The organism is Paraburkholderia hayleyella (assembly GCF_009455685.1).
GTDB lineage: Bacteria > Pseudomonadota > Gammaproteobacteria > Burkholderiales > Burkholderiaceae > Paraburkholderia > Paraburkholderia hayleyella.
Window position 1 is genome coordinate 799421 of the sequence record NZ_QPES01000001.1, and the last position, 23426, is coordinate 822846.

The 23426-nt window shown below is 59.5% G+C and carries 18 protein-coding genes; 8 read left to right on the forward strand and 10 right to left on the reverse strand.

Annotation, left to right across the window (positions count from 1 at the left end; all coding sequences use genetic code 11):
- The first annotated feature begins 32 nt into the window (after positions 1–32).
- The 4 genes from GH657_RS03660 (at position 33) to fliB (ending at position 7699) form a co-directional block, all read left to right on the forward strand.
- On the forward strand, positions 33–869 hold the full coding sequence (locus GH657_RS03660; protein WP_246173991.1) for a tyrosine-protein phosphatase: 837 nt from the start codon (positions 33–35) through the stop codon (positions 867–869).
- A 24-nt stretch (positions 870–893) separates the two neighbouring features.
- Positions 894–2282 (forward strand): guanine deaminase, encoded by a 1389-nt coding sequence (guaD, locus tag GH657_RS03665; protein ID WP_153099462.1) that lies wholly within the window; start codon positions 894–896, stop codon positions 2280–2282.
- A gap of 543 nt (positions 2283–2825) precedes the next feature.
- Entirely contained in the window at positions 2826–6368 is a 3543-nt protein-coding gene (locus tag GH657_RS03670; RefSeq protein ID WP_174769861.1) for a DEAD/DEAH box helicase, read from the forward strand.
- Between the two features lie 131 nt (positions 6369–6499).
- Complete coding sequence (gene fliB / locus GH657_RS03675) at positions 6500–7699, forward strand: flagellin lysine-N-methylase (protein WP_246174116.1); 1200 nt, start codon at positions 6500–6502, stop codon at positions 7697–7699.
- Between the two features lie 213 nt (positions 7700–7912).
- Here fliB and GH657_RS03680 read toward each other — a convergent pair whose 3' ends face one another.
- The 10 genes from GH657_RS03680 to GH657_RS03725 all read right to left on the reverse strand — a co-directional run bounded on the left by GH657_RS03680 (position 7913) and on the right by GH657_RS03725 (position 17580).
- Positions 7913–10018 (reverse strand): flagellar biosynthesis protein FlhA, encoded by a 2106-nt coding sequence (locus tag GH657_RS03680; RefSeq protein WP_153099465.1) that lies wholly within the window; start codon positions 10016–10018, stop codon positions 7913–7915.
- Positions 10015–11154: a flagellar type III secretion system protein FlhB gene (flhB, locus tag GH657_RS03685; protein ID WP_153099466.1), complete on the reverse strand. Its 1140-nt coding sequence runs from the start codon at positions 11152–11154 to the stop codon at positions 10015–10017. Before flhB ends, GH657_RS03680 begins: the two co-directional genes overlap by 4 nt.
- Complete coding sequence (gene fliR, locus GH657_RS03690) at positions 11151–11996, reverse strand: flagellar biosynthetic protein FliR (RefSeq protein ID WP_153099467.1); 846 nt, start codon at positions 11994–11996, stop codon at positions 11151–11153. The genes flhB and fliR overlap by 4 nt, the downstream gene beginning before the upstream one ends.
- A gap of 1 nt (position 11997) precedes the next feature.
- Positions 11998–12270: a flagellar biosynthetic protein FliQ gene (locus tag GH657_RS03695; protein WP_153099468.1), complete on the reverse strand. Its 273-nt coding sequence runs from the start codon at positions 12268–12270 to the stop codon at positions 11998–12000.
- Positions 12270–13025 (reverse strand): flagellar type III secretion system pore protein FliP, encoded by a 756-nt coding sequence (gene fliP / locus GH657_RS03700; RefSeq protein ID WP_153099469.1) that lies wholly within the window; start codon positions 13023–13025, stop codon positions 12270–12272. Before fliP ends, GH657_RS03695 begins: the two co-directional genes overlap by 1 nt.
- Positions 13022–13390, reverse strand: coding sequence for a flagellar motor switch protein FliN (fliN, locus tag GH657_RS03705; protein WP_153099470.1), 369 nt, complete (start codon positions 13388–13390; stop codon positions 13022–13024). Before fliN ends, fliP begins: the two co-directional genes overlap by 4 nt.
- 5 nt (positions 13391–13395) lie before the next feature.
- The gene (locus GH657_RS03710) at positions 13396–14259 is read right to left on the reverse strand and encodes a FliM/FliN family flagellar motor switch protein (protein ID WP_174769862.1); all 864 of its coding nucleotides are present in this window, start codon (positions 14257–14259) and stop codon (positions 13396–13398) included.
- A 210-nt stretch (positions 14260–14469) separates the two neighbouring features.
- Entirely contained in the window at positions 14470–15324 is an 855-nt protein-coding gene (locus GH657_RS03715; protein WP_153099472.1) for a flagellin N-terminal helical domain-containing protein, read from the reverse strand.
- A 276-nt stretch (positions 15325–15600) separates the two neighbouring features.
- Positions 15601–16458 carry a flagellin N-terminal helical domain-containing protein gene (locus GH657_RS03720; protein ID WP_153099473.1) on the reverse strand — a complete coding sequence of 286 codons (858 nt, stop codon included), beginning with the start codon at positions 16456–16458 and terminating at the stop codon, positions 15601–15603.
- Between the two features lie 267 nt (positions 16459–16725).
- Positions 16726–17580: a flagellin N-terminal helical domain-containing protein gene (locus GH657_RS03725; protein ID WP_153099474.1), complete on the reverse strand. Its 855-nt coding sequence runs from the start codon at positions 17578–17580 to the stop codon at positions 16726–16728.
- A 317-nt stretch (positions 17581–17897) separates the two neighbouring features.
- Between GH657_RS03725 and GH657_RS03730 the strand changes: the two genes are divergently transcribed.
- The 4 genes from GH657_RS03730 to fliF all read left to right on the forward strand — a co-directional run bounded on the left by GH657_RS03730 (position 17898) and on the right by fliF (position 23377).
- On the forward strand, positions 17898–18689 hold the full coding sequence (locus GH657_RS03730) for a response regulator transcription factor (protein WP_153099475.1): 792 nt from the start codon (positions 17898–17900) through the stop codon (positions 18687–18689).
- Between the two features lie 67 nt (positions 18690–18756).
- Entirely contained in the window at positions 18757–21084 is a 2328-nt protein-coding gene (locus GH657_RS03735) for an ATP-binding protein (RefSeq protein ID WP_246173992.1), read from the forward strand.
- 352 nt (positions 21085–21436) lie between these two features.
- Entirely contained in the window at positions 21437–21760 is a 324-nt protein-coding gene (gene fliE, locus GH657_RS03740) for a flagellar hook-basal body complex protein FliE (RefSeq protein ID WP_153099477.1), read from the forward strand.
- Positions 21761–21847: 87 nt separating this feature from the next.
- Positions 21848–23377, forward strand: a complete 1530-nt coding sequence (fliF, locus tag GH657_RS03745) for a flagellar basal-body MS-ring/collar protein FliF (RefSeq protein WP_153101623.1) — start codon at positions 21848–21850, stop codon at positions 23375–23377.
- Positions 23378–23426 lie beyond the last annotated feature (49 nt).

The window sequence follows — 23426 nt, forward strand, 5'->3', positions numbered from 1 at the left end:
TTTTATCGATATAAACAAGGGTTCATTCAAAGATGGAAAATCATTCAAAAGTCAGTCGTGCCGCCGCTCATGAGGCGCTCGAAGCGTCCATCCCGCATGACGCGAGCCGGGTTCAAGGTGACGCGCTTTCTTCCGGGACGGATTTACCGTTCGAGCGCATCGGCAACTTGCGCGATCTGGGCGGGTTGTCCGCCGTGGATGGGCAAACCATTCAGAAAGGGCGGCTCTTTCGCAGCGCCAACCCAGGGTTGGCATCGCCCGCCGATATCGCCCGGCTTCAGACGTTCGGGCTCGATGTCGTCGTCGATTTCCGCACGCCCGAGGAGCGCTCGGCGGATGAAGCTCCCTTTGCCGCGGCGTTCGTCTGGCTGTTAGAGCCGGTGCTTGGGGGCAACCTCTCGCCTGTGCAACTGCTGCCGATCCTGAAGCATTCCACGCCGCAAGACACCGAGGCGATGATGACGGGGTTCTACCGCGAGCTTCCCGTGGCGTATCAGGCGCAATTCAAGGCCTTGCTGACGCTGGGTGAACAAAACCGCACGCTGTTGTATCACTGCACCGCGGGCAAGGACCGCACCGGCTTTGCCACGGCCTTGCTGCTATCGGCGTTGGGCGTGGCACGCGAGGCGATCTTCGAGGACTATCTCAAGTCGAACCGCAGCAATGCCGCGACCGATTCAGTCATGGGCGAACGGGTAGCGGCGGCTGGGCTGGATCCGGCAGTTGTCCAGCGCCTGCTTAGTGTGCAGGCCGATTATTTGCAGGCGGCGCTGGATGTCATCGACGCTCAGTACGGTGGCATCGAGCGTTATTTGCGCGACACACTGCAAGCCGATGTCGCCGCGCTGCGGCGCAATTATCTGATGTGAGCCCGCGTTTTTCTGGAGACCGCCATGTCGCCCATGCCAGCCAAGGCCCCGCTCACGGCCCTGCGTGCAGACCTCGTGACGTTCACGGGCGATCCGTTCCTCACGGATCCCGCCACGTGCCTTGCCTACACGCCGGATGCGATCGTCGTGATGGGCGCGGGCAAGATCGTCGATACCGGCCCCGCGCACGAGGTGTTACGTCGCCTGCCGCCTGATGTGACACTGCGGCACTATCCGGACGCGATTATTTCGGCAGGCTTCATCGATACCCATATCCACTACCCGCAAACCGAGATGATCGGGGCGTTCGGCGAGCAGTTGCTCGAATGGCTGACCACTTACACCTTCGTCGCCGAACAGCATTTCGCCGAGGCCGCGCATGCCGAGCGCGTGGCGGGCGTTTTTCTGCGCGAATTGCTGCGCTCGGGCACAACTACGGCGGCGGTGTATTGCACCGTGCATCCAGCCTCGGTGGACGCATTTTTTGCTGAATCGGCACGTTTCAATACCCGCATGATCGCGGGCAAGGTGCTGATGGATCGTCATGCGCCCGCGGCACTGCTTGATACCCCTGAGCTTGCCTGGTCGCAAAGCACGGCGCTGATCGAACGCTGGCACCAGCGTGGGCGGCAGTTGTACTGCATCACGCCGCGCTTTGCCGCGACTAGCAGCGAGGCTCAACTTGAGGTGTGCGGCGCGCTGCGGCATGCCACGCCGAGTGCCTATGTGCAAACCCATCTGTGTGAAAACATCAACGAAATCGAATGGGTGCAGGCGCTGTTTCCTGAGCGCGCGAGCTATCTGGAGGTCTACGCGCACGCGGGCCTGGTCGGGCCGCGCTCGATCTACGGCCACGGCGTGCATCTGAGTGAAGATGACCTGTGTACCTGCCATCGGATGGGCGCGGCGCTAGCCCATTGCCCGACTTCGAATCTTTTTCTGGGCAGCGGGCTGTTCCGTCTGTTCGAGGCGAAAGACCCGCGACGCCCGGTGCGCGTTGGCCTGGGAACGGACGTTGGCGCGGGCACCAGTTTTTCACAACTGCGAACCATGGGCGAAGCGTACAAGGTGGCGCAACTGAACCAGACGCGGCTCAATGCGATCCAGGCGTTTTATCTGGCCACCCGGGGAGGAGCGCAAGCGCTTTATCTGGAGGACACGATTGGCACCGTGGCGCCAGGCTTTGAAGCGGATCTTGTGCTGCTGGATCGCAAGGCGACGCCATTGCTGGCGTTTCGTTCGGACTATTGCAAGGACATCGTCGAACAGTTGTTCGTGCTGATGACGCTGGGTGACGACCGCGCGATCCAGGCAACCTACGTCGCGGGCGAATGCGTGTATGAGCGCGATGCACCCGACGAGGGGTTTCGTTATCCGGGCTCCGGTGCGACGGCTGTTGCACCCGCTACGTAAGCGTGCGAGGTCTCGGGCGCGGGAGCGTGACACCGGCGGCCAGACTGTTAGCTAACGGTAGGCGTGCTCAGATAAAGCGGCGAAGCAGGATGAATGGCTGTCAATAAAAGCCTGATCGATTGGGAAATTTCTCGTCTGTTCGTGGGAAATTTAAATCAGTTTCATCCGAGGCGTAATTCATTAGACGAGAAGATGAATTTAATTGGCTCAAACCATTTTGAATCAAATTTTTAGGCCCGCGGAAATTTCCTTATTAATAGAAATTAATTAATATCAGATTACATCGATAAAAGTCGTTGTTTAAATAAGCGGTTTGATGCGAGATGGTTGACAGGATGGGCTAGCCGTTGGGAGAGTCCAGCTGGACAAGAGCGTAACCACGCAAGATATCCAATGAAAAGAATAGTATTCGCCAGAAAAAATAAATATGAGATAAAGACTGGCTGCTTCAATGACAGTCGTTATTTTGGGGCGGGATTTAAATGCTGGACAAAATTTCGGCTATGATCGAATCCATTATAAAAACTGATGGGGTGGACAGTCATGGGCGACTCCGTAAAATCCGTAAAAAAATATCTCGATATTATTGAATACTGGCATAGGATCGAGTTTTTTATCCCATTTGATTTAAAGCAGGTACTGGATAAGGCGGACGAGGGGAGTGTGAGGTGGCTGGGGATCGACGATCTGGCTGTATCCGCCAGTTTGCCGCTCTGGCACGCCAGCCTTGCACCGGGCAAGACACTCCGTGGTTTCAAACTGTATCTGGGCGTGTTTGAAATGAGCGAGATCGCCGCTTTCGCGCAGCAACTGCCTATGCCGTCGGGTAGCGGCAACGGCAACGGCAACGGTAGCGGTAACGGTAGCTATGCCGCGGCGCATCCCATCGGTGAGGCCGAGCGGACCGAACTGGATGGCCGCTCCTGCATGGCGAGCATTCAGTTTGATGCACAAGGGCATGTATTGCCCGATCACGTGCGGGTGTCGAGCGCGCCGTGGGCGATGGCCCAGGTGGCCCGAAGCGGTTTAACCGTGCTGAGTGCCGAGCATTTCGCCGCGGCTCGCAAGCAACTGGCGGATCTGCTGTTCAACTTCGAGGCGGAGCGAAGCCGCCGCGCTAGCCAATCCATGCAGCCGCGTCCGTCGCCGCTCGACGCAGCGGGCCTGCTCGATCTGTACCGGTTGCTCGTTGACTGGTCGGATTACACGCCCGCAGCAGGTTCACCGCTTGCCCTGCTCGAAATCCTGACGACGAACGCGGACGCTGACGTTGGCGCCCAGGCCTCCGGGACGTCAGACCTGCCCATTGATTCGGCGACAGCCGCGGCGCAGGCCGAAGCCGAAGCTACCTCATCGGCTGTTGAGCCCACTGTAGAAATCCTGAACAGCTTTTATATCGAAGACCTTGAGCAATGCCGCGCCGCGTTGCAAAACGGCGCGACATCCGCGACCGTCCAGGCGTATCTGGGTGCCGCATGCAATGAGTCGCGCAACGCGTCGCGGATCGACCTGTACACCGCAGCGGGCCGTGAGGTGATCCTGGAGGCGTTGCATCCCCGCCGCTTCAACACGGGACATTGGCTCGCCGACGCCTCGCAGAAGATGAGCCTGATGCAGCAATTCGCGCTTAATTCCGCGTTCGAGCTGTTGCAAGAGGGCGGCCTGTATGCCGTGAATGGCCCGCCAGGCACGGGTAAGACCACATTGCTGCGCGACATGATGGCCGAGAATGTGGTGCGCCGCGCTCGCCGGCTGGCGGCGTTGCCCAATGCGGCTGACGCGATTTCCCGCACGCCGGTGCCGGTGTCGTTCGCGGGGCGGACGGTGCGGATCCGGGCGTTGCGCGAAGAGCTAAGCGGGTTCGAAATGGTGGTCGCATCGTCGAACAACGCGGCGGTGGAAAACATCTCGCGTGAGTTGCCGCAGCGCAGCCAGATCGGTGCGGCATGGCATGGGACGGAATACCTGCAGCCGGTCGCGCACAAGATCGCAGCACAAAAGGACGAGGGTGATTTCAGGCGTCTGGCGCCGGGCGAGGTGCCGTGGGGTCTTTTTTCGTGCGTCCTCGGGCGAGCGCAAAACCGCCGCCGCTTTGCGCGGCGTTTTTACTTCGACGACCGGCCCGCAACACCGCGCACCAATGCCCATGATCCCAAGGGCCCTTGCACGATCCGTGACTGGCTGGCCTGGCCACAACCCCAACCGCAGCCCAGTTTTTCCGAGGCTCGTCATGCATTCATCCAGGCCGATGCCGCGGTGAGACATGCGCTGGAGGCGCGCGCGCGTTATGCGGACCTGGCTGCGGAATTAGCCGCCAGCTCTGAAACCGCTTATCTCCAGCGCTGGCAGGTCACGCTCGACGCGGCGTGTGCCACCGTGGTGGAGCGGGAAAAAATGAAGCGTTCCGCTGAAAGCGATCTTGAAGCGCACCAGATTCAACTGGCGCACCTGCTTGAAGAAGAGCGTCTGATCGACCGCGCCGCCCCCGGTTTTCTCAGCCGCCTGTTCGGCACGGTTGAAGCGCGGCGGCATCTCGCTGACGTGGCGGCGAACGCGCTGGCGCAGCGCCAGGTGCACAGCGATTTAAGACGGGCTCAGGCTGTGGCAATGGGCCATGCAGAATGGTTGAGTCAGGCGCAAATAAAACGGCACCAGGCCAGCGTGGCATTGGAAGAATCCCGCGCGCAATGGCATGCCAAACAAGATGAACTCGCGGTATGGCAGACGCGTTTTGCGGAGGTTCCGCTGCCCCCATCGCCTGATGCGCTCGAAAGCGATGTGTATCAAATCCAGGGGCTCTGGCAGGATGCCGAATTATCAGCGTTGCGCTCGGCCCTCTTTGCCGCGGCGCTGGCCTTGCATCAGGCGTGGCTGGCGGAGGTCGCGGTAAAGGGTGGGCCGGGTTTCGGCGGCAATTTGCTGGCGATCCAGAAAATGCTGAGCGGTGTGCAGCCCGACGATCCCGAGCATGTCCGGTTGATCTGGCAAAGCCTCTTCATGGTGGTGCCGGTTGTTTCCACCACGTTTGCTTCGTTTGCCCGGCAGTTCCGTGACATGGGCCAAGGCTCGATCGGCTGGCTTTTTATTGATGAGGCGGGGCAGGCCACGCCGCAAGCGGCGTTGGGTGCGTTGTGGCGCGCGCAACGTGCGCTGGTGGTCGGCGACCCATTACAGATCGAACCGGTGCTGAATGTGCCTTCACGTTTGATTCACGCTTTGTCGCAGCAATCGCCTCATACGGCGGATGGGCGTTACTCGCCTGCGCGTGTTTCGGTGCAGCGTCTGGCCGACGAGGCCAACCGTTATGGCACGTGGCTGCCGGCTGCCGACGATGACGAGCCCTTGTGGATTGGCAGCCCGCTGCGGGTTCACCGGCGCTGTGCCGAGCCGATGTTCTCGATCTCGAACCAGATCGCCTATCGCGGCAAGATGGTGTATGGCCGCGTCTCGGGCGAGGCGCCTGCCGACCGGATGGGCCTGGGCGCCAGTGCATGGGTTGATGTCAGGGGGGCCGCCACGCAACAGCAGGCCGTGGAGCGCCAAACCCAGGCCGTGCTGGCGCTCGTGACATCGCTCTATGTACAGCATCGTGCGCTGCCCGCGTTCTATCTGATTTCGCCCTTCAAGGCGGTGCGCAACCAGTTGCAGCAGCGTCTGCTCGCTTTCGACTGGTCGCGTGCGGCCGGTATCCCCGTGCCCTCTAAAGCAGCGTGGAAGAAATGGTGTAGCGAGCGCATCGGCACTGTGCATACCTTCCAGGGAAAAGAAGAGGAAATCGTGATCCTCGTGCTGGGCGCGGATCAAAATAGTCTTGGCGCGGCGAACTGGGCGGCCGCGACGCCGAACTTGCTGAACGTGGCATTGACGCGGGCGCAACATCGCGTTTATGTCCTCGGCGACGTGACGCTTTGGGGCGGACTGCGCCATTTCAGCCAGGCGCTGCCCCGGCTGCGACTGATTCCCGTCGATGTCTGGCTGGCCCAATGCGATGCAGGCCTGGCACCGCTGCCGCGCACGGCGCTGCCCACGTCCCCTGCGTCCCCCGCGTCTCCCGCGTCTCTTGTACCTCCGTTAATGCTTTCTTGAGATTCTTCGCCGCACCTGGCACCGCGCTCCAGAATGGCGCTTCATCGAGTCCTGCGTTTTGTCTCTGGCGCAGGTTCACCGCCCATTTTTTACGAGTGGCCAGGCGAATGACAAAACTGCTAACCCAAACCATGCTCGTACCGCGTTATCAGACGCGGTTTAGTTGTGCGGGGCCCGAGTGTCCCGATACGTGTTGCGCTGGCTGGAGGATAACGATCGACAAAGCGACTTTTCAGCGCTACAAGGCATCCCACCATAGTGAGATGAAGCCGCTCTTCAAATTGCATGTGCAGCGTAACCGCCATGCGCAGAAGGACGAGGACTACGGCCTGATCCGCCTGGATGCAGCGGAGCGTTCGTGTGGCTTGCAGGATGCATCGGGCCTGTGCCTGGTTCACGCCAGACTTGGCGAGGACGCGCTGTCGAACACCTGTCACACGTATCCGCGCCATACCTGCAAGTTCGCCGGGCAATACGAACAGATCCTTACGCTGTCTTGTCCGCAGGCAGCCCGCCTGGCGTTGCTCGACGACGATGCGTTTGAGTTCGAGCGCGTGGACGTCACCGCGCGTGCGGGCACGCTCATGACACACCGCCCACTCTCAGGGCTCAACGATGACATGATGTTTGCCGCCCGAACCTGGGCGGTGCAATTGCTGCGTACCCGGCAGTTGCCTATCGTCGAGCGCCTGGTTGTGCTGGGACTGTTGTGCGACCAGATCGAAACCTTGCTGCAAGACGGCCAGTTTCACTTGATGCCGGATTTGCTCGAACAGATGACGCAAGTGGTTGAAAGCGGTGCCATTCTCGAAAGCCTGGCGAACCTGCCTTGCAATGAGGCATTGCAGGTCCAGCTGTTTGCGCGTTTTCTGTGTAATCCCGGCGCGCCGTTCCGTTCGGAGTATCAGCAGCGTATTTTTGAGCAGGTGGCGATGGGGTTGGGCGCCGACCAGCAGGGGCAGGCTGAGACCCGTCTCGTTGAGGCACGTTACCGCGAGGGCCGCGCGCGGCTGGCGCAAAGCCCTGATCTGGAAGCGGTGCTCGAACGCTATCTGGTAAACGAAACGCTCCGCGAACGGTTCCCGTGGGGCGAGGGTTCACCGCTGAGGCATTACCGTCAGTGCATGGTCCGCTTCGGCGTGGTGCGTGTGATGCTGGCGGGCTATGCGAATGCGCTGGAGCGGACCATGCTGGCAGAGGATGCGGTTGAGGTGATTCAGGTGTTCTGCCGCGCTTTTCAACACAACACGTCTTTCGCAACACACATCGAAAGCATTCTCAAACAATGCGAGTGGGAGTCGTTGCATCAGTGGTTTGCGGTGCTGAAGTAACGTGACTGGCGCGCCAGCGAATCGGCTGGCGTACCGTTTTCCGCAAAGGCCAAGGGCCCGGCATTCGACACAATGTGTTCAATGCCGGGCCCTTGGCCTTTGTCTCGCGGGTTTGTCCGGGTTTATCCAGGTGTGCCAGGTGTGCCAAGTGTGCTCGGGTGTACTTTGTCCCGCCGTAGCCGCAGCCAGGCTCGACGCCTTTTCCGGGCGACCTTATCCCAGCGTTCCCACCACGCTCACGTCGCGGGCCTCTGGAATTTCGTTGTACGACAGCACAGTGAGCCCCGGCGCGAACAGCTTCGCGTAGCGCGCCAGCAGCGGCCGCAAGCGTGGAATAACCAGCAGCAGCGGGGTAATACCCATTTGCTTCATCTGCTCGCGCACGCCAGGCATATAGGTTTGCAACTGCGTCAGCACATTGGGCTCGACCGGGATGCTATCCAGCGCCAGCCTTGCGTTCGACTGTTCGGCACGACTCATCGTGCTGAGCAGGAGGTTCTCAAGCTCGCTGGTCAAACTGAAGCCCTTGATTTCGTTGCCTGGATTGACCAGGGTCGAGGTCAACTGGCGCCGCAGCGCGCAGCGCACCTCGGCGGCCAGCAAGATCGGGTCTTTGGTGGTGTCCGCGGCTTCGACTAGCGTTGCGGCGATCGTCTCGATGTCCTTGAGCGAGACATGCTCGGTCAGCAAGATGCGGAACACGCGACGCAGTTGGCTGTGCGTGAGGCTTTTGCCGAGCGCATCGCCCAGCACCGGCGCAATGCCATTGAGGCGCTCCTGTATGGCGCTCACGTTGTCATAGCTGAACAGCTCTGGCAGCGTATCGCGCACGACTTTCGCCAGATGCGTGGCGACGACCGTTGCGGTATCCACGACCTGATAGCCCAGCCCAAGTGCCTGGGCCTTGTCCGCCGGATCAATCCAGGTGACGGGCATGTTGTAAGCCGGGTCGATACCGGGAATGCCATCAGGTTCGCCGTAAGTCGTCGGCGAAGGGATCGCCATCAGACGATCGGGATAAAGCTGGGCCTGAGCGACGGTGGCGCCGTTGAGCACGATGGCGTAATTGGCGGGCGGCAGGCTTAAATCGTCGCGGGCGCTGACGGGCGGCAGCAAAAAGCCGAGCGTTTCCGACAGGTTCTGGCGTGTGCCTCGAATGCGTTTGAGCAGCGGTGCGCCCTGGCTTTCATCGAGCATCGCCACCAGCTTGTAGCCCAGCGAGATCGACAGTGGATCGACATACGGCAACATGCTCCAGTCCAGCTGTTCCTGGCGCGGGGCGAGCAGCGCGGCTTCCATCTCGCGTTCGGTGCCCTGATCGCTGCTGGCTTCGACTGCACGACGCTTCATCATGCGCCAGCCTACAAAACCCAGTACCGCCGCAAAGCCCAGAAACACCAGCGTTGGCATTCCAGGGATCAGTGCCAGCACCACCATCAGCGCGCAAGCACTGAACAGCACGGTGGGCGAGGCGAGCATCTGCTGGCTGACCTGCTCTTCGAAATCGCGGGCATCGCTGATACGCGTCACGATCACCGCGGCGGCCGCTGAGAGCAGCAGCGCGGGAATTTGTGCCACCAGGCCGTCACCGATGGTCAGCAAGCCGTATTGGTGGAAGGCATCGGCAGTCGAGAGGCCGTGCATCACCACGCCGATGACCCAGCCGCCCAGCAAATTGATGATGAGCACCAGAATCCCGGCGATGGCGTCACCCCGCACAAACTTTGATGCCCCATCCATGGCGCCGTAGAAATCGGCTTCGGAGGTGACTTCGGCGCGCCGCAGTTGCGCCTTTTCCTGGGTAATCAAGCCCGCATTGAGATCGGCGTCGATCGCCATCTGCTTGCCCGGCAGCGCATCGAGCGTAAAGCGCGCCGAGACTTCGGAGACCCGTTCCGCGCCTTTCGTGACCACCACGAAATTGATGATCATCAGAATCACGAACACCACGAGACCCACGACAAAGTTGCTGCCAATCACCACGTTACCGAACGCTTCGACCACCTGGCCCGCTGCGTTGGTGCCCGTGTGCCCGTTGAGCAGCACGACGCGCGTTGAGGCGACGTTGAGCGTCAGGCGCATCAGCGTCGCAGCGAGGATCACCGTGGGAAACGCAGAAAACTCAAGCGGCCGCCGCACCGATACCGCGACGAGGATCACGACGATCGACAGCACGATATTGAAGGTGAACAGCATGTCCAGCACGAACGGCGGCAGCGGCAAGATCACCATCGAGAGGATGATGAGCAAGGCCAGTGGCGCGGAGAACTTGATGCTGCGGAACTTCGCGGTGAGACGGGATAGCGGCTTGGACGTCATGATGCCTGGGCCCTCTGTAGCTCTTCGGGAATATCGAAAGCGTTCGGCATGAGCGGGCGATGCGGGCTCAGTCCTTGCTGGAACGCGTTGATTTGCAAGACATAGCTCAGCACTTGCGCGACGGCGCGATAAAGCGCCGCCGGGATCTGCTGGTTCACCTGGCTGGTGTGATAGACCGCCCGCGCAAGTGGCGGCAGCTCCAGTACCTCGACGCCGTGCTGGCGTGCGACTTCACGAATCAGCAAGGCGGTTTCGTCGATGCCCTTGGCTACGACGAAGGGCGCTTGTGCACGGCTTTCGTCGTACTTGAGCGCGACGGCATAGTGCGTCGGATTGACGATCACCACGTCCGCGCCGGGCACCGTCTTGCGAATGCCCTGGCGCGCGAACTGCCGCTGAATCTGGCGAATCCGGCTTTTGACTTCGGGCCGGCCTTCGCTGTTTTTCATTTCATCCTTGATATCGCGCTTGCTCATGCGCTGCTCGCGCATGAACAGCACGCGCTGCACGGGCACATCGATCAGCGCAAAAGCGATGAGCACGCCGCTCAATGCGAGCGTGGAATTCAGGAAGAGTTCGGCGCCTCCTGTGAGCGCGTCTAGCAACGTTGCGCCTTGCAGGTGCACGAAATGTTCGAGATTGGCGCGGCATACGGTCCACAGCACAGTCGACAGCGCCACGGCTTTGAGCACCGTCGTACCCACCTGGATGTAATGCTTGCGCGATACCAGCCGCTTCAGATTGGACAGCGGATTCAGACGGTTGCCCTTCGGCATGAAATTCTTGTGGCTCATGATCCAGCCGCCTGGAAAGAGCGAGCCGAACACAATGCACAGCGGTACCAGCGCCAGCGGCGCGAGCATCTGGGCGATCAGCAGCAAGGTCGCGGGAAAGAGCCGCGACATCGCGTTGTCCAGCCCATTGACGCCGGACAGATCCGCCATCGAGAGCGCGAACAGACTCTTCATCTGTTGCAGCCAGCCAGGCGCGAGCGCGAAGATGAGCTTGAGGCTCACGAAGATGCCGATCGCCGTGGCGATATCGCGCGAACGGCTGACCTGGCCTTCCTGTTTGGCCTTGCGCAGTTTCTGCGGGCTGGCTTTTTCGGTCTTGTCGCCGGTTTGGGACTGGCTCATGCGAGGTGTCCTCCCGATATGACATGACTCAATGTGGCAACGTTGGCGCTGGGGGTAACCTGCGCCAGACTGGCGCTTGCCAGCGCACCGTACAAGTCGAGGACATGGCTCACCATGCGTCCGTAATGCTCAGGCAGCGAAGGGATCAACAGGGTCACTAACAGTAAGCCGGTCATGGTTGTGATCGAAAACCCCAAGGCGAACAGGTTCATCGTGGGCGCCGCGCGATTGAGCAAGCCCATGCCGACTTGCACCACTAGCGTGGTGAACACCACCGGCAGCGCCAGCGCGAGCGCCGCAGCGAACATCCAGCCGATGGCAAAGACCAGGTGTTGCAAAGCCTGTGCGCTAAACGACGCACTGCCGACCGGCCAGATGGTGAAGCTGCGCGCGAGTACCTGCAACAGCAAAAGATGTCCATCCACGCTGAAGAACAGCAAGATGAACAGCACGTACATCACACTTGAGAGCGCATCCGACATCTGGCCGTTGAGCGGATCGTTGATGGCCGCCATCGACAGCCCCATCTGCGACGACACGACAGAGCCGAACAGCGTCATCACAGCAAGAATCAGATGAAACACAAAACCGATCAGCGCGCCGATCAGGATCTGCTCACCGATCGCGGCGATACCTGCCAGTGACAGCGCTTCGATGGCGGGTGCTGCAGGCAGTAATGGCTGCAACGCCAGCGCGAGAATCAGCGAGATCAGTGCGCGCAAGCGCCAGGGCAGCATCGCTTCACCGAACACCGGCGCGGTAGCGAAGGCCGCCGCGATCCGGCAAAACGGCCAGAGCACCGCCAGCGCCAGCGGCTGCAACTGGTGCAAGGTGGCTTCCATCTCAGCCGACGAGCTGGGCGGCGCGCGTGAAGATCTCGACCGTGTAATGCATCAGCCGGTCAGCGACCCAGTGGCCCGCAAGCGCTAGCGCTAGCAGCGTGACCATCAGACGCGGCAGAAAACTCATGGTTTGTTCGTTGATCTGCGTGGCGGCCTGAAAGAGGCTCACCAGCACCCCGGTCAACAACCCAGGCACGATCAGCACGAAAACGATGAGCAAGACCAGACGCAAGGCGTCGATGGCAAGGTTCGCGGCGAGATCGGGTGTCAGCATCACACGCTCCGCACGCTGGTCAGCAGCGTATTCACCGTCAGCGCCCAGCCGTCCACCAGAACGAACAGCAAGAGCTTGAGCGGCAGTGAAATCACAAGGGGCGAAAGCATCATCATCCCCATCGCCATCAGCACTGACGCTACGACGATATCAATCACCAGAAATGGAATGAACAGCATGGCGCCAATCTGGAATGCGGTTTTGAGTTCGCTCAGCACGAACGCTGACAGCTTCACCAGAAACGGCTGGGCTTCCGCTTTGGCCACATTGCCGGTGCCGGAGAGCTGCGCCACCTGGAGGAGCGCGGCCTTGTTGGTTTGCGCCAGCATGAAGCGCGATAGCGGCGCTTCGGCGACTACTAACGCTTGTTGCAAACTGATCTTGTCCTGGTCGTAGGGCACGAAAGCATCGCGCCAGATCGCTTCACCCACTGGGCGCATCGTGAGCAATGTCAGTACCAGCGCTACACCGGTCACGATGCGCGCAGGCATCCCCTGCTGTAAGCCGAGCGCCTGCTTGAGCAGCGAGAGCACGATGACGAAGCGCAGAAAACTGGTCATTGTCATCACTAGCGAGGGCAAGAGCCCTAGCAAGGTCATCAGGACTAGGATCTGGGTCTTGACTGTCAGCGGTGTGCCATTGCTGCCGCCAGAGAGCAGCGTGAGGGCATCGGCTGAGGCCGGCGCGGCATAAGCCAGGCACGCAGTGCCCAGAACGAGGCTTGCAAGCCAGAGCCGGTGCAGGCCGGAGTTCATTGTGTGAGCACCTGGAGATTGTCGAGATGAACAATCTTCAGGCCGTAGTTTTCGCCTGCGACGACCACCTCAGCACTCCCGATCGGCGCGCCATTGACCTTGATGACCAGTGGCTCGCCCGCGAGGCGGTCAAGTTCGACGACTGACCCGGGTTCGAGCGAGACCAGTTCGGACAGGGGCAGGGTGGCGCTGCCGACTTCGAGCGTCAGGCGCACCGGAATCTTGCGCAGCATCTGGATCGAAGGACGTCGTGCCGTTGCACTGCCAGCTGCTGCGGCTGTTTCAGCCGTTTCAGCCGATTCAGCAGAATCGTTCGTGAGGCCGTCGAGGACAGCGTCCAGATCGAGGTCGTCGGTCATATCCATAGGAGTTACTCCACGTCTTCAAAGGAGGTGAGCCAGAGCATGCCGCCCTGTTCGGCGATGGCGGCCTTATAAAGGCGCGAGCCTTCGACCAGCACGTCGGCGGTCTCGGGTACGCGCACGGGAATGATGTCGCCCGGCACCAGGTACAGGATGTCGTCGAGCATCATTTCCTTGGTGAGCAACTGGGCGATGAGCGTGACGGGAATTCGCGTGTTGAGCGGGGTGTCATGTCCCGGCGCGTTCAGGTTGCGGCGCGGCGTGGCATAAGTAAAAAGCCGGTTGAGCCAGATGGTGTCGATGGCGAACTCAAGCAACCCGGAGAGCCCCAGCGTGGGTTCCATGATGTTTACGCGCAGCACTCTTGCACCCGCTGAGGGCGGGGTTTGCGACAGATTCTCGAAACGGACGTCCTCGTTGTTGTCAGGCTGAATGCAGTTGACCAGTTCGCCCAGCAGCGCGAGCCCCGTGCCTAGTCCATAGCGTTGTTCCGTGGCGGTTTCAGGGCCGAGTTCTTCGCTCGCGGCGTTGCGGTGGTCGCCGTAATGGCAGGCCAGGAGCGCGAGCAGCATGCGCCGGTCGAGGCGCACGGCGATATTGCCGCCGCAGGCGACATAGCTGTGCCACGTGGCTTCGCCAGGTGTCGGCGCGAAGGCGATGACGGCCACTTCGGTGACGGTAAAGGCGGTGTTATGGCGCTGGTTGAAACGGTTGTGCAGATGGCGGTCGATTTGCCGCTGCAAGGTCAGCTTGAAATCTTCGAGCAGATGAAAGGGGCGTCCCAACGTGCAAGGATCGAGCACGAGCGCGGACGCCGCACTGGCTGCGGAGTAAATCTTGGCTGGAGCAGGGGAGCTGTTGGGTGGTGACACGGCATTTTTCCACATGAACGAATGCCGCGATTTTCGTCGCGCTGGAGAAGGCGGGCGAAGAGTCTGAATAAATTCTTAAAAAGCGCCTTGAAGCCGATTGACGTGCGCTTGACCCGTGATCCACCCGTGCAGTGGCTTGGCGCAAAAAAAAGCCCGCATGAAGCGGGCTTGAAGGACTACAAGGTATTGGGCCTTGCTAAAGGTCTGATCTTACTGGATCAGCGACAACACCATCTGGCTCATGCTGGAGCTTTGCTTGAGCATGGCGGAGCTGGCCTGCAGGAGAATCTGCTTGGAGGTCATGTTGGCGCTTTCCGACGCGTAATCGACGTCCATGATGCGGCCCTGAGCGTCAGCGGTGTTGCTGGCCATGTTGCCCAGGTTGTTATTGATGTGCGACAGACGGTTTTGCGCCGCACCGATTGCCGAACGTGTCGTCCCCAGATTGCTGAGCGCGGTATTGATCTTATCGATCTGTTCGGCGGCTGTGCTGCCTGTCAATTCATCGCCTTGTGCCGTGGCCGCGTAGTTCTTGGACACGGCCGTAAACGATGTGCCCAATGCCGTCAAATGGGCGCTGAGGTTGACGTCCATTGTTTCGGCCTTGCTGGCGCCAATCTGAAACGTCATCTTTGATGCCAGCTTGCCGCTGTTCAGCAACTTCTCGCCACCGTATGAGGTATTGCTCATGATGTTCGATAGTTCGCTGCCGAGCGCATCGTATTCCGCTTGCATGGCGGTCTTGTCTGCGGCCGACGACGATGCGTCTGCAGCTTGCGTGGCGAGGTCTTTCATGCGCAGCAGCACGTTGCTGACTTCAGAGAACGCGCCATCGGCGGTTTGCAGCATCGACGTGGCGTTTTGCGTGTTCTGCATGGCGACGTTCATGCCGCGTGTTTGCGCCATCAGGCGGGTAGCGATTTGCAGGCCTGCTGCATCGTCTTTGGCGGAGTTGATGCGAAAGCCGGTGCCCAGACGGGTCATCGAGGTATCCGCTGCGGCCCGTGTGTTGCTGAGGGTGCGCTGGATCGACATGGCGGCTGAATTGGTGTGCAAGCTCAACATGATTAGGATTTCCTGGGTAAAGGATTTGAGGGATCGTTTCGAGTGTCTGCCGCGTTGTGTTGCGTGCATTGAGTTAAGCAGCGGCGTCACCTGTACAAAACGACGCTGAGGCTGAATCTTTAAAGCGGCATGAAAATTTATTGGCAGATGTGTCGTTGAGCCCGTTTCTGGGGAATGTCCAGGCTGCGCCAGCTCTCTCTGAATGAAAACGGCCCGCACAAGGCGGGCCGTCGGTACTGCCATTTCTGGTACTGCGAAGTGCTGTATGAACTCCGCTTACTGGATCAGCGACAGCACCATCTGGCTCATGCTGGAGCTTTGCTTGAGCATGGCGGAGCTGGCTTGCAGAAGAATCTGCTTGGAGGTCATGTTGGCGCTTTCCGACGCGTAATCGACGTCCATGATGCGGCCCTGAGCATCGGCGGTGTTGCTGGCCATGTTGCCCAGGTTGTTATTGATGTGTGACAGACGGTTTTGCACCGCACCGATCGCCGAACGCGATGTGCCGAGGCTGCTGAGCGCGGTGTTGATCAGGTCGATCTGCTTGGCAGCTTCGCCTGCCGCGGTTAGCTCGGTGCCTGCCGTGCCTTTGTCGTAGCTCGCGCTCGAATCTTTGAATGCCTTGTCCAGTGCTTCGATCTGGACTTTCAGGTTGACGTCCATGGTTTCGGCCTTGCTGGCGCCGATCTGGAACGTCATCTTTGATGCCAGCTTGCCGCTTTTTAGCAGCGTCTCGCCACCGTATGAGGTGTTGGTCATGATGTTCGACAGTTCGCTGCCGAGTGCATCGTATTCCGCTTGCATGGCAGTCTTGTCTGCGGCTGACGACGATGCATCTGCAGCTTGCGTGGCGAGGTCTTTCATGCGCAGCAATACGTTGCTGACTTCAGAGAACGCGCCATCGGCGGTTTGCAGCATCGACGTGGCGTTTTGCGTGTTCTGCATGGCGACGTTCATGCCGCGTGTTTGCGCCATCAGTCGGGTAGCGATTTGCAGGCCTGCTGCGTCGTCTTTGGCGGAGTTGATACGAAAGCCGGTGCCCAGACGGGTCATCGAGGTATCCGCTGCGGCCCGTGTGTTGCTGAGGGTGCGCTGGATCGACATGGCGGCTGAATTGGTATGCAAGCTCAACATGATTAGGATTTCCTGGGTAAATGGTTCGAGGGATCGTTTCGAGTGTCCACCGCGTTGTGTTGAGTTAAGCAGCGGCGTCACCTGTACAAAACGACGCTGAGGCTGAATCTTTAAAGCGGCATGAAAATTTATTGGCGGGTGTGTCGTTGAGCCCGCTTCTGGGGAATGTCCAGGCTGCGCCTGCTCTCTCTGAATGAAAACGGCCCGCACAAGGCGGGCCGTCGGTACTGCCATTTCTGGTACTACGAAGTGCTGTATGAACTCCGCTTACTGGATCAGCGACAGCACCATCTGGCTCATGCTGGAGCTTTGCTTGAGCATGGCGGAGCTGGCTTGCAGAAGAATCTGCTTGGAGGTCATGTTGGCGCTTTCCGACGCGTAATCGACGTCCATGATGCGGCCCTGAGCGTCGGCGGTGTTGCTGGCCATGTTGCCCAGGTTGTTATTGATGTGCGACAGACGGTTTTGTGCCGCACCGATTGCCGAACGTGTGGTCCCCAGATCGCTGAGCGCGGTATTGATCGCGTTGATCTGTGCGGAGGCTGTGCCGCTCGTCAGTTCATCGCCTTGTGCAGCGGCCGTGTAGTTCTTGGACACGGCCTTGAACGAATCATCCAGTGTCTTCAATTGAGTTTTCAGGTTGACTTCCATTGTTTCAGCCTTGCTGGCGCCGATCTGGAACGTCATCTTGTCGCCGAGCTTGCCGCCGCTCAGCAGCTTCTCGCCACCGTATGAGGTGTTGCTCATGATGTTCGACAGTTCGCTGCCGAGTGCATCGTATTCCGCTTGCATGGCGGTCTTGTCTGCGGCCGACGACGATGCGTCTGCGGCTTGCGTGGCGAGGTCTTTCATGCGCAGCAGCACGTTGCTGACTTCAGAGAACGCGCCGTCGGCGGTTTGCAGCATCGACGTGGCGTTTTGCGTGTTCTGCATGGCGACGTTCATGCCGCGTGTTTGCGCCATCAGTCGGGTAGCGATTTGCAGGCCTGCTGCGTCGTCTTTGGCGGAGTTGATGCGAAAGCCGGTGCCCAGACGGGTCATCGAAGTATCCGCTGCGGCCCGCGTGTTGCTGAGGGTGCGCTGGATCGACATGGCGGCTGAATTGGTGTGCAGGCTCAACATGATTAGGATTTCCTGGGTAAATGATTCGAGGGATCGTTTCGAGTGTCCGCCGCGTTGCATTGCATGCATTGAGTTAAGCAGCGGCGTCACCTGTACAAAACGGCACACCTCTCCCAGGTTTTAAACTGAGTTTATTTTCTATGATGAAAATTTAACATTTTAAGATTTATCTTAAGAAATTTAAGAAATCTGAGTGTAATAATTCAGGCGATCCTAAAATACTTTTACAGTTAGAAACAGTGATGGAGGGTTTTCCGGGTAGGCGAATTTGGCTGTACCGGTTATTTCAGTGTTAGTACTCTGGTAAGGAGTATCAGATGCGTATCGCAATCCTGGAAGATTCGATTGAACAGGCGAAGGCCGTGGCGGGCTGGCTCAAGAAGGCGGGACATGATGTAGTGGTGCGCCATGACGGCGATAGCTTTCTGCAGATGATTGAAAGCGAACCCGTTGATTTGCTGCTGCTCGACTGGGACGTGCCGGGTACACCTGGCATCGAAGTGCTGCGTCTCACACGTGAACGCTTCTCACAACTACTGCCGGTGCTGATGGTGACGCAGCACGATGACGAGGGCGATATCGTTCACGGCCTGAACTGCGGCGCGGACGATTACCTTTCCAAGCCAGTGCGTGAGCGCGAACTGGTGGCGCGGGTTCAGGCGCAACTGCGCAAGTACTATCCCGAAGTGACTCGCACCCCAATGCTGGAGGTCGGACGTTATGTGCTGGATACCAATGCGCGCAGCGTGACGGTCAATGGTGTCAACGGCAAAAAAATGCTGACGCTATCCGCACGCGAATTCGATCTGGCGTTGTATCTCTTTCAGAATATCGGACGCATCGTCACCAAGGATGTGCTGATCAAGCAGATATGGGGCGTCATCGACCGCAAGTACGATGCCACGCTGGCCACCTACATCAGCAAGCTGCGCAGCGCGCTTGAGTTGCGTGCGAAAAATGACGTGGTGGTGTCGACGGTTTACAACTATGGCTATCGGCTGGAGCGTACTACACGGATCGCGTCAGCATCGGCCGCATCCGCACCGCGAAAGCAGTCTGTGTCAGCGCCGGCGTATTCGGGCGCGCCGTCATTCGTCGTCCGGACATAAAACATCGAGCAGGCATTTCAGCGCTGGGTTCCCGGCAGACTGACAAGAGAGGTTCTTGATGCCATTCATGCGTCGTTGGTTGAAGCGTTGTGCCAGTCTGGGATTGGGACGTGGGGTTTTCCTGGTGGGCATGTTGCTGCTGGCAGCGCTGAGTTCGCACCCTGGCGGCACCATGGCGACAGGCTCGCTTGACCGGGCAATGTTCGATGCAATGCGTCTGTGGCTGCCTACAGCCCAAGCCACTGGGGTCGCGGTCATCGAGATCGACGAAAAAACCCTCCATATTCTGTATCCCACTGATCCGCTGCATTACGGCGAGCGTCTTCTTGAAAAACTCCACGATGCCCGCAGCATCGTGATTGATCTCCCGCTTTCTCCCACCATTGCCACCCCCGGCTTCACGCAAGCGGTGCGGCAAAATGGCCGGGTTGTGCTGGCGCTGCCGAGTATCGAAAGCGATGGCACGGGCCAGCCTGCACTCAGTCCGCCCGCTGCCTTGCGTGACGCAGCTGCGGGTTATGGTCATCGCACGGTGACGCGAGGCCATTACGGCGTGGTGAACGGCTTCGTGCCTTCGCAGCAAATCGGCCATGCGAAGTACTCACACATCGCGCTGGAGGCCTTGCGCGTGGCGGGCCAGCCGTTGCCCTTCAAGCTCGATGACTACGAGCAGCCGCACGCATTGTCGCTGGGCGCGACCCGAACCGATACCGTGTTGCTGATGCTGCCGCGTGCGTCAAGTTTGTCATCCTATTCATTCATCGATGTGATAGAAGGCCGGGTTCCACCTGCGGCGTTCGCCGGAAAAATCGTTTTTGTCGGATATACGGCATGGCAAGGGGAAGGCCGGTTCCGCGTGTCGTCGTTGCATATGGAGGCCGTGTCACGTGCCGGACTGGACGCGTTGATTGCCAGCGCATTGATGACAGGCAGCGTGGTGCGTGAATGGCCCTCGGCAGTGACCGTCCCGGTTTATCTCGTGCTGGCGCTGGGGATGATCCTGATTTGCCGTTTTGTCTCCGGCCGCCTGATGCATGTCATGGCGTTTGGCTGGGGCCTTTTGGTATTGATGTTGCCCGTCGTGCTGTGCACCCAGCACATCTGGTTACCGATTGGTTTTTTACCCGCCGCGTGCTTGATGATTTATGCGTTTTTCGCGTGGGAGCGGCTGGGTCGAACCTTCGCGCTGATGCGCCGTGAGGTCCAGCATTTGCGGGAAATTTCCGCATCGATGGGAGGGATGGGTTCACTGGATGGTTCGGCAAGCACGGTATCTGCGCTTGCAAGCAGCGCTACGCTTCACGAACTGAAAACAGCGATGTCCGAAATACGGGTATGGCAAAAAATGTACGTCGACTTGATTAACCAGTTGCCGTATCCGGTGTTCATGGCGATGGGCGGAAAAGTGGTGATCTGGAATGCGAGAGCGGTCGAGTTTCTTGACAGCAGCGCAGCCACTGATGTTAGCGGAGGTAAGGGCATCACCTTGGCGAGCATCACGGAATTAGTCGACGAAAGCCGTGCAGCGGGGCGGCCCGCTGTGCGCGAGATTGAGCTGAACGGTGCCGCACATGTCTTGTTGTGCCAGCCGCTGTTGCCCACTGACGGCACAGCCGTGGATGCCGCCGAGCCTGGCGAAGCCTTGCATCTGGTTTGCCTGATCAATACCGGAGAAAAGCACGATACGGTGTCGCACGACAAGCAGATGCTGCGTCATATTGCTCATGACCTGCGTAGCCCGTTGACAACGATCCTCGCGCTGATCGAGCGGCGCGGTGCTGAAACCGCAGCAGGCGGAGTGCGTAACGACCATGTGTTTTTGCAAGATTTGCGCGAGCAGGTTGATTATTCGTTGCGCGTGGCGAAAGACTTCATGCAGCTTTCGCGTGCTGAGCGGATGGATCGCAAGGTCTTCGCACCGGTGGCGCTGGTTGATCTCGCGGTCGAAGCCATGGATCAGGTGTGGCACAGCGCCAGCGAGAAGTCGATTGAGCTGCTCGGCCCGCATAACGAAACCGGATGCGAGCCCTATGTTCAGGGCAATCTCGACATGCTGTTGCGCTCGGTGGTGAATGTGCTGGACAACGCGATCAAGTATTCGTCCGAGCATACGACGATCGAAGTGAGGATCGTAGCCACGGCCGATGCACGGTTTGTCGTGCACGTGATCGACCAGGGCATTGGCATGACGGCTGAGACCATCGAGCGGTTGTTCGAACCGTTTTTCCAGGCTGTGCGGCAACGTGACGCGGGAGCGGGCGTGGGCCTTGGGCTGCCATTCGTGCGAGCCGTCGTTGAGCGCCATGGGGGCACGGTGGACGTGTCTAGCGAACTGGGGCAGGGCACCGATTTCCGGATTTCCTTGCCTGCTTCTGTTGAGCCGCAGGCGCCGTAAGCGCCCGAGGCGCCTCGGGTATTGCCGGGGGCAGCCTGACTCGCAATGCGTCGCATTGCACGTGATAAACCACGCGATCGAATTCTAAAAATACGGCTCGCTTGTTTCACGCGTTTCACGCGTCTCACGCTCACGTCTGAGGTGGTGGCGCAATGCCGCGCGCCAGTGTCTTTTTTCCCCTGATCGCCGTAGGCCCGCTCGTTTGGCCGTCAGGCCCGTCTGGCGTACCTTGCGCCGCCCTCATCAACGATCCATCAAAAGCCATTTAGGTTCCGTTTAGGTTTATCGCCTGCGGCCATCGGGATCGACACAATTCGTTCTGTATTAAACCGACCTTTATCTGGGAGTGGTCATGAACGTTGAATCCCTCAGCCCGATGCTGACATCGATCCTGACGCAGCGTAGCCCGGCTGATACGCCGATGGCTGACAGCACAGCATCCGAAGCGACGACGGCGCAGAACTTCACCGATACCTTCAAACAGGCGCTATTCAATGTCGATGGCCAGCAGCACCAGGCCAGCGAGCAGGTCGCGGCGGTTGATCGCGGCGATAGCGATGATCTGGTGAGCGCCATGCTTTCCAGCCAGCAGGCCAGCCTCTCGTTTTCGATGCTGATCCAGGTTCGCAACAAGATGATGAATGCGTTCGACGACATCATCAAGATGCAAGTCTAACGAGACGTCACCGTGCTCGATAAATTCAAATCGTTGACCGCTAGCTGGTTTCCCACCGGCATCAAGCTACCGTCATCCAGCGCGCTGATGAAGTTCATGCCGGTCGTGATTCTGGCGATCTGTCTTACGGCGCTGGCGATGATGGTGATGCGTCACCAGGATGGCCAGTACAAGCCGCTTTTTGGCAACCATGAAACGGTGGCTGCGGCTGATTTGATGGCCGTGCTTGAAGCGGATCACATTCCGTACCGCTTGCATCCCGATAGCGGCCAGGTTCTGGTGCCCGAATCGAAACTGGGCCAGGTGCGCATGCTACTGGCTGCCAAGGGCGTGGTGGCGAAGCTGCCTGCGGGGCTTGAGCAAGTCGACAAAAGCGATCCGCTTGGCGTGAGCCAGTTTGTTCAGGATGTGCGCTTTCGTCGCGGTCTTGAAGGCGAGTTGATGCAAAGCATTGCAACGCTCGATCCGGTTGCGTCGGCGCGGGTGCATCTGTCGGTCGCCAAATCCTCCTCGTTCATCCTGGGCGATGGCGATAAAAGCAGCGCCTCGGTCGTGCTTACGCTGAAGTCCGGCCGCAAGCTGTCGAAAGATCAGGTGCAGGCGATCGTCTCCCTGGTGGCCGGCAGCGTAGCGAATCTCGATCCGCAGCGCATCGCTGTGGTCGATCAGGCAGGTAATCATTTGTCCGCGTTGCTGGACCCGAATTCAGCGAATCCAGCCGATGACGAAATGAGCACGCGCATTCGTGATGAAGCGCTGCGCAATATTCATGATCTGCTTTTGCCATCGCTGGGCGAGGGTCAGTTCCGGGCCAGCGTCACGGTCGATATCGACCATGACCGCATTGAAGAAACCCGCGAGCAATACGGCGAAGCACCCAAGGTCACACAAGAAGCGGTGCGCGAGGAAAACGATACCGCTCACGCTGCGATGGGTGTGCCGGGTTCGTTGTCGAATCGCCCGGCTCCTCCGTCCGCCGCGAGTGAGGCTGCGCCATCACGCTCGGCACGCAATGCACAGACTCGCCAGTACGCCTACGACCGCAACGTGACGCAGATCAAGCGTAGCCCAGCGCGGCTCAAAAAGATGAGCGTGGCGGTCGTGCTGAACAATGCCGCGGCACCGGGCCAGGCAAAAAGCTGGAGCCCCGAACAGATCGAGAAGATCGAGAAAATCTTGCGCAATGGTCTGGGGCTTGACAAGGAACGTCAGGATAGCCTGGTGGTTTCGGCACTGGATTTCCGCAAGCAGGCTGACCCGATCGCCACGATCTGGTGGAAGGATCCTGACAACCTCGTGTTGTTTGGCACCTGGGGCGGCTATGCGCTAGCCGGGCTGCTTCTGATCTTCATGGTGCTAAGGCCGCTGATTGGCGTGCTGCGTCAATGGGTCACCGCGCAGCAACCGCAGGCCGCTCTGGCAGGCGAGATGGCGGCGGTGGCCGATGCCGAAATCACGTCAGAGGCCCGTCCCATGATGCTGCTCGATACCGATCATGACTTGCCGCCGATTGGTTCAGATGTCGACGTTCTGATCGAGCATCTCAAGTTGCTATCGGGTCAAGATCCGGAGCGTGTCGCCGAAGTCATCAAACCGTGGATTCGCAAAAATGGATAACCAGAATCAGGCTGTATCCGCTCCCCCATCTGCCACGCCGTCCACGGCT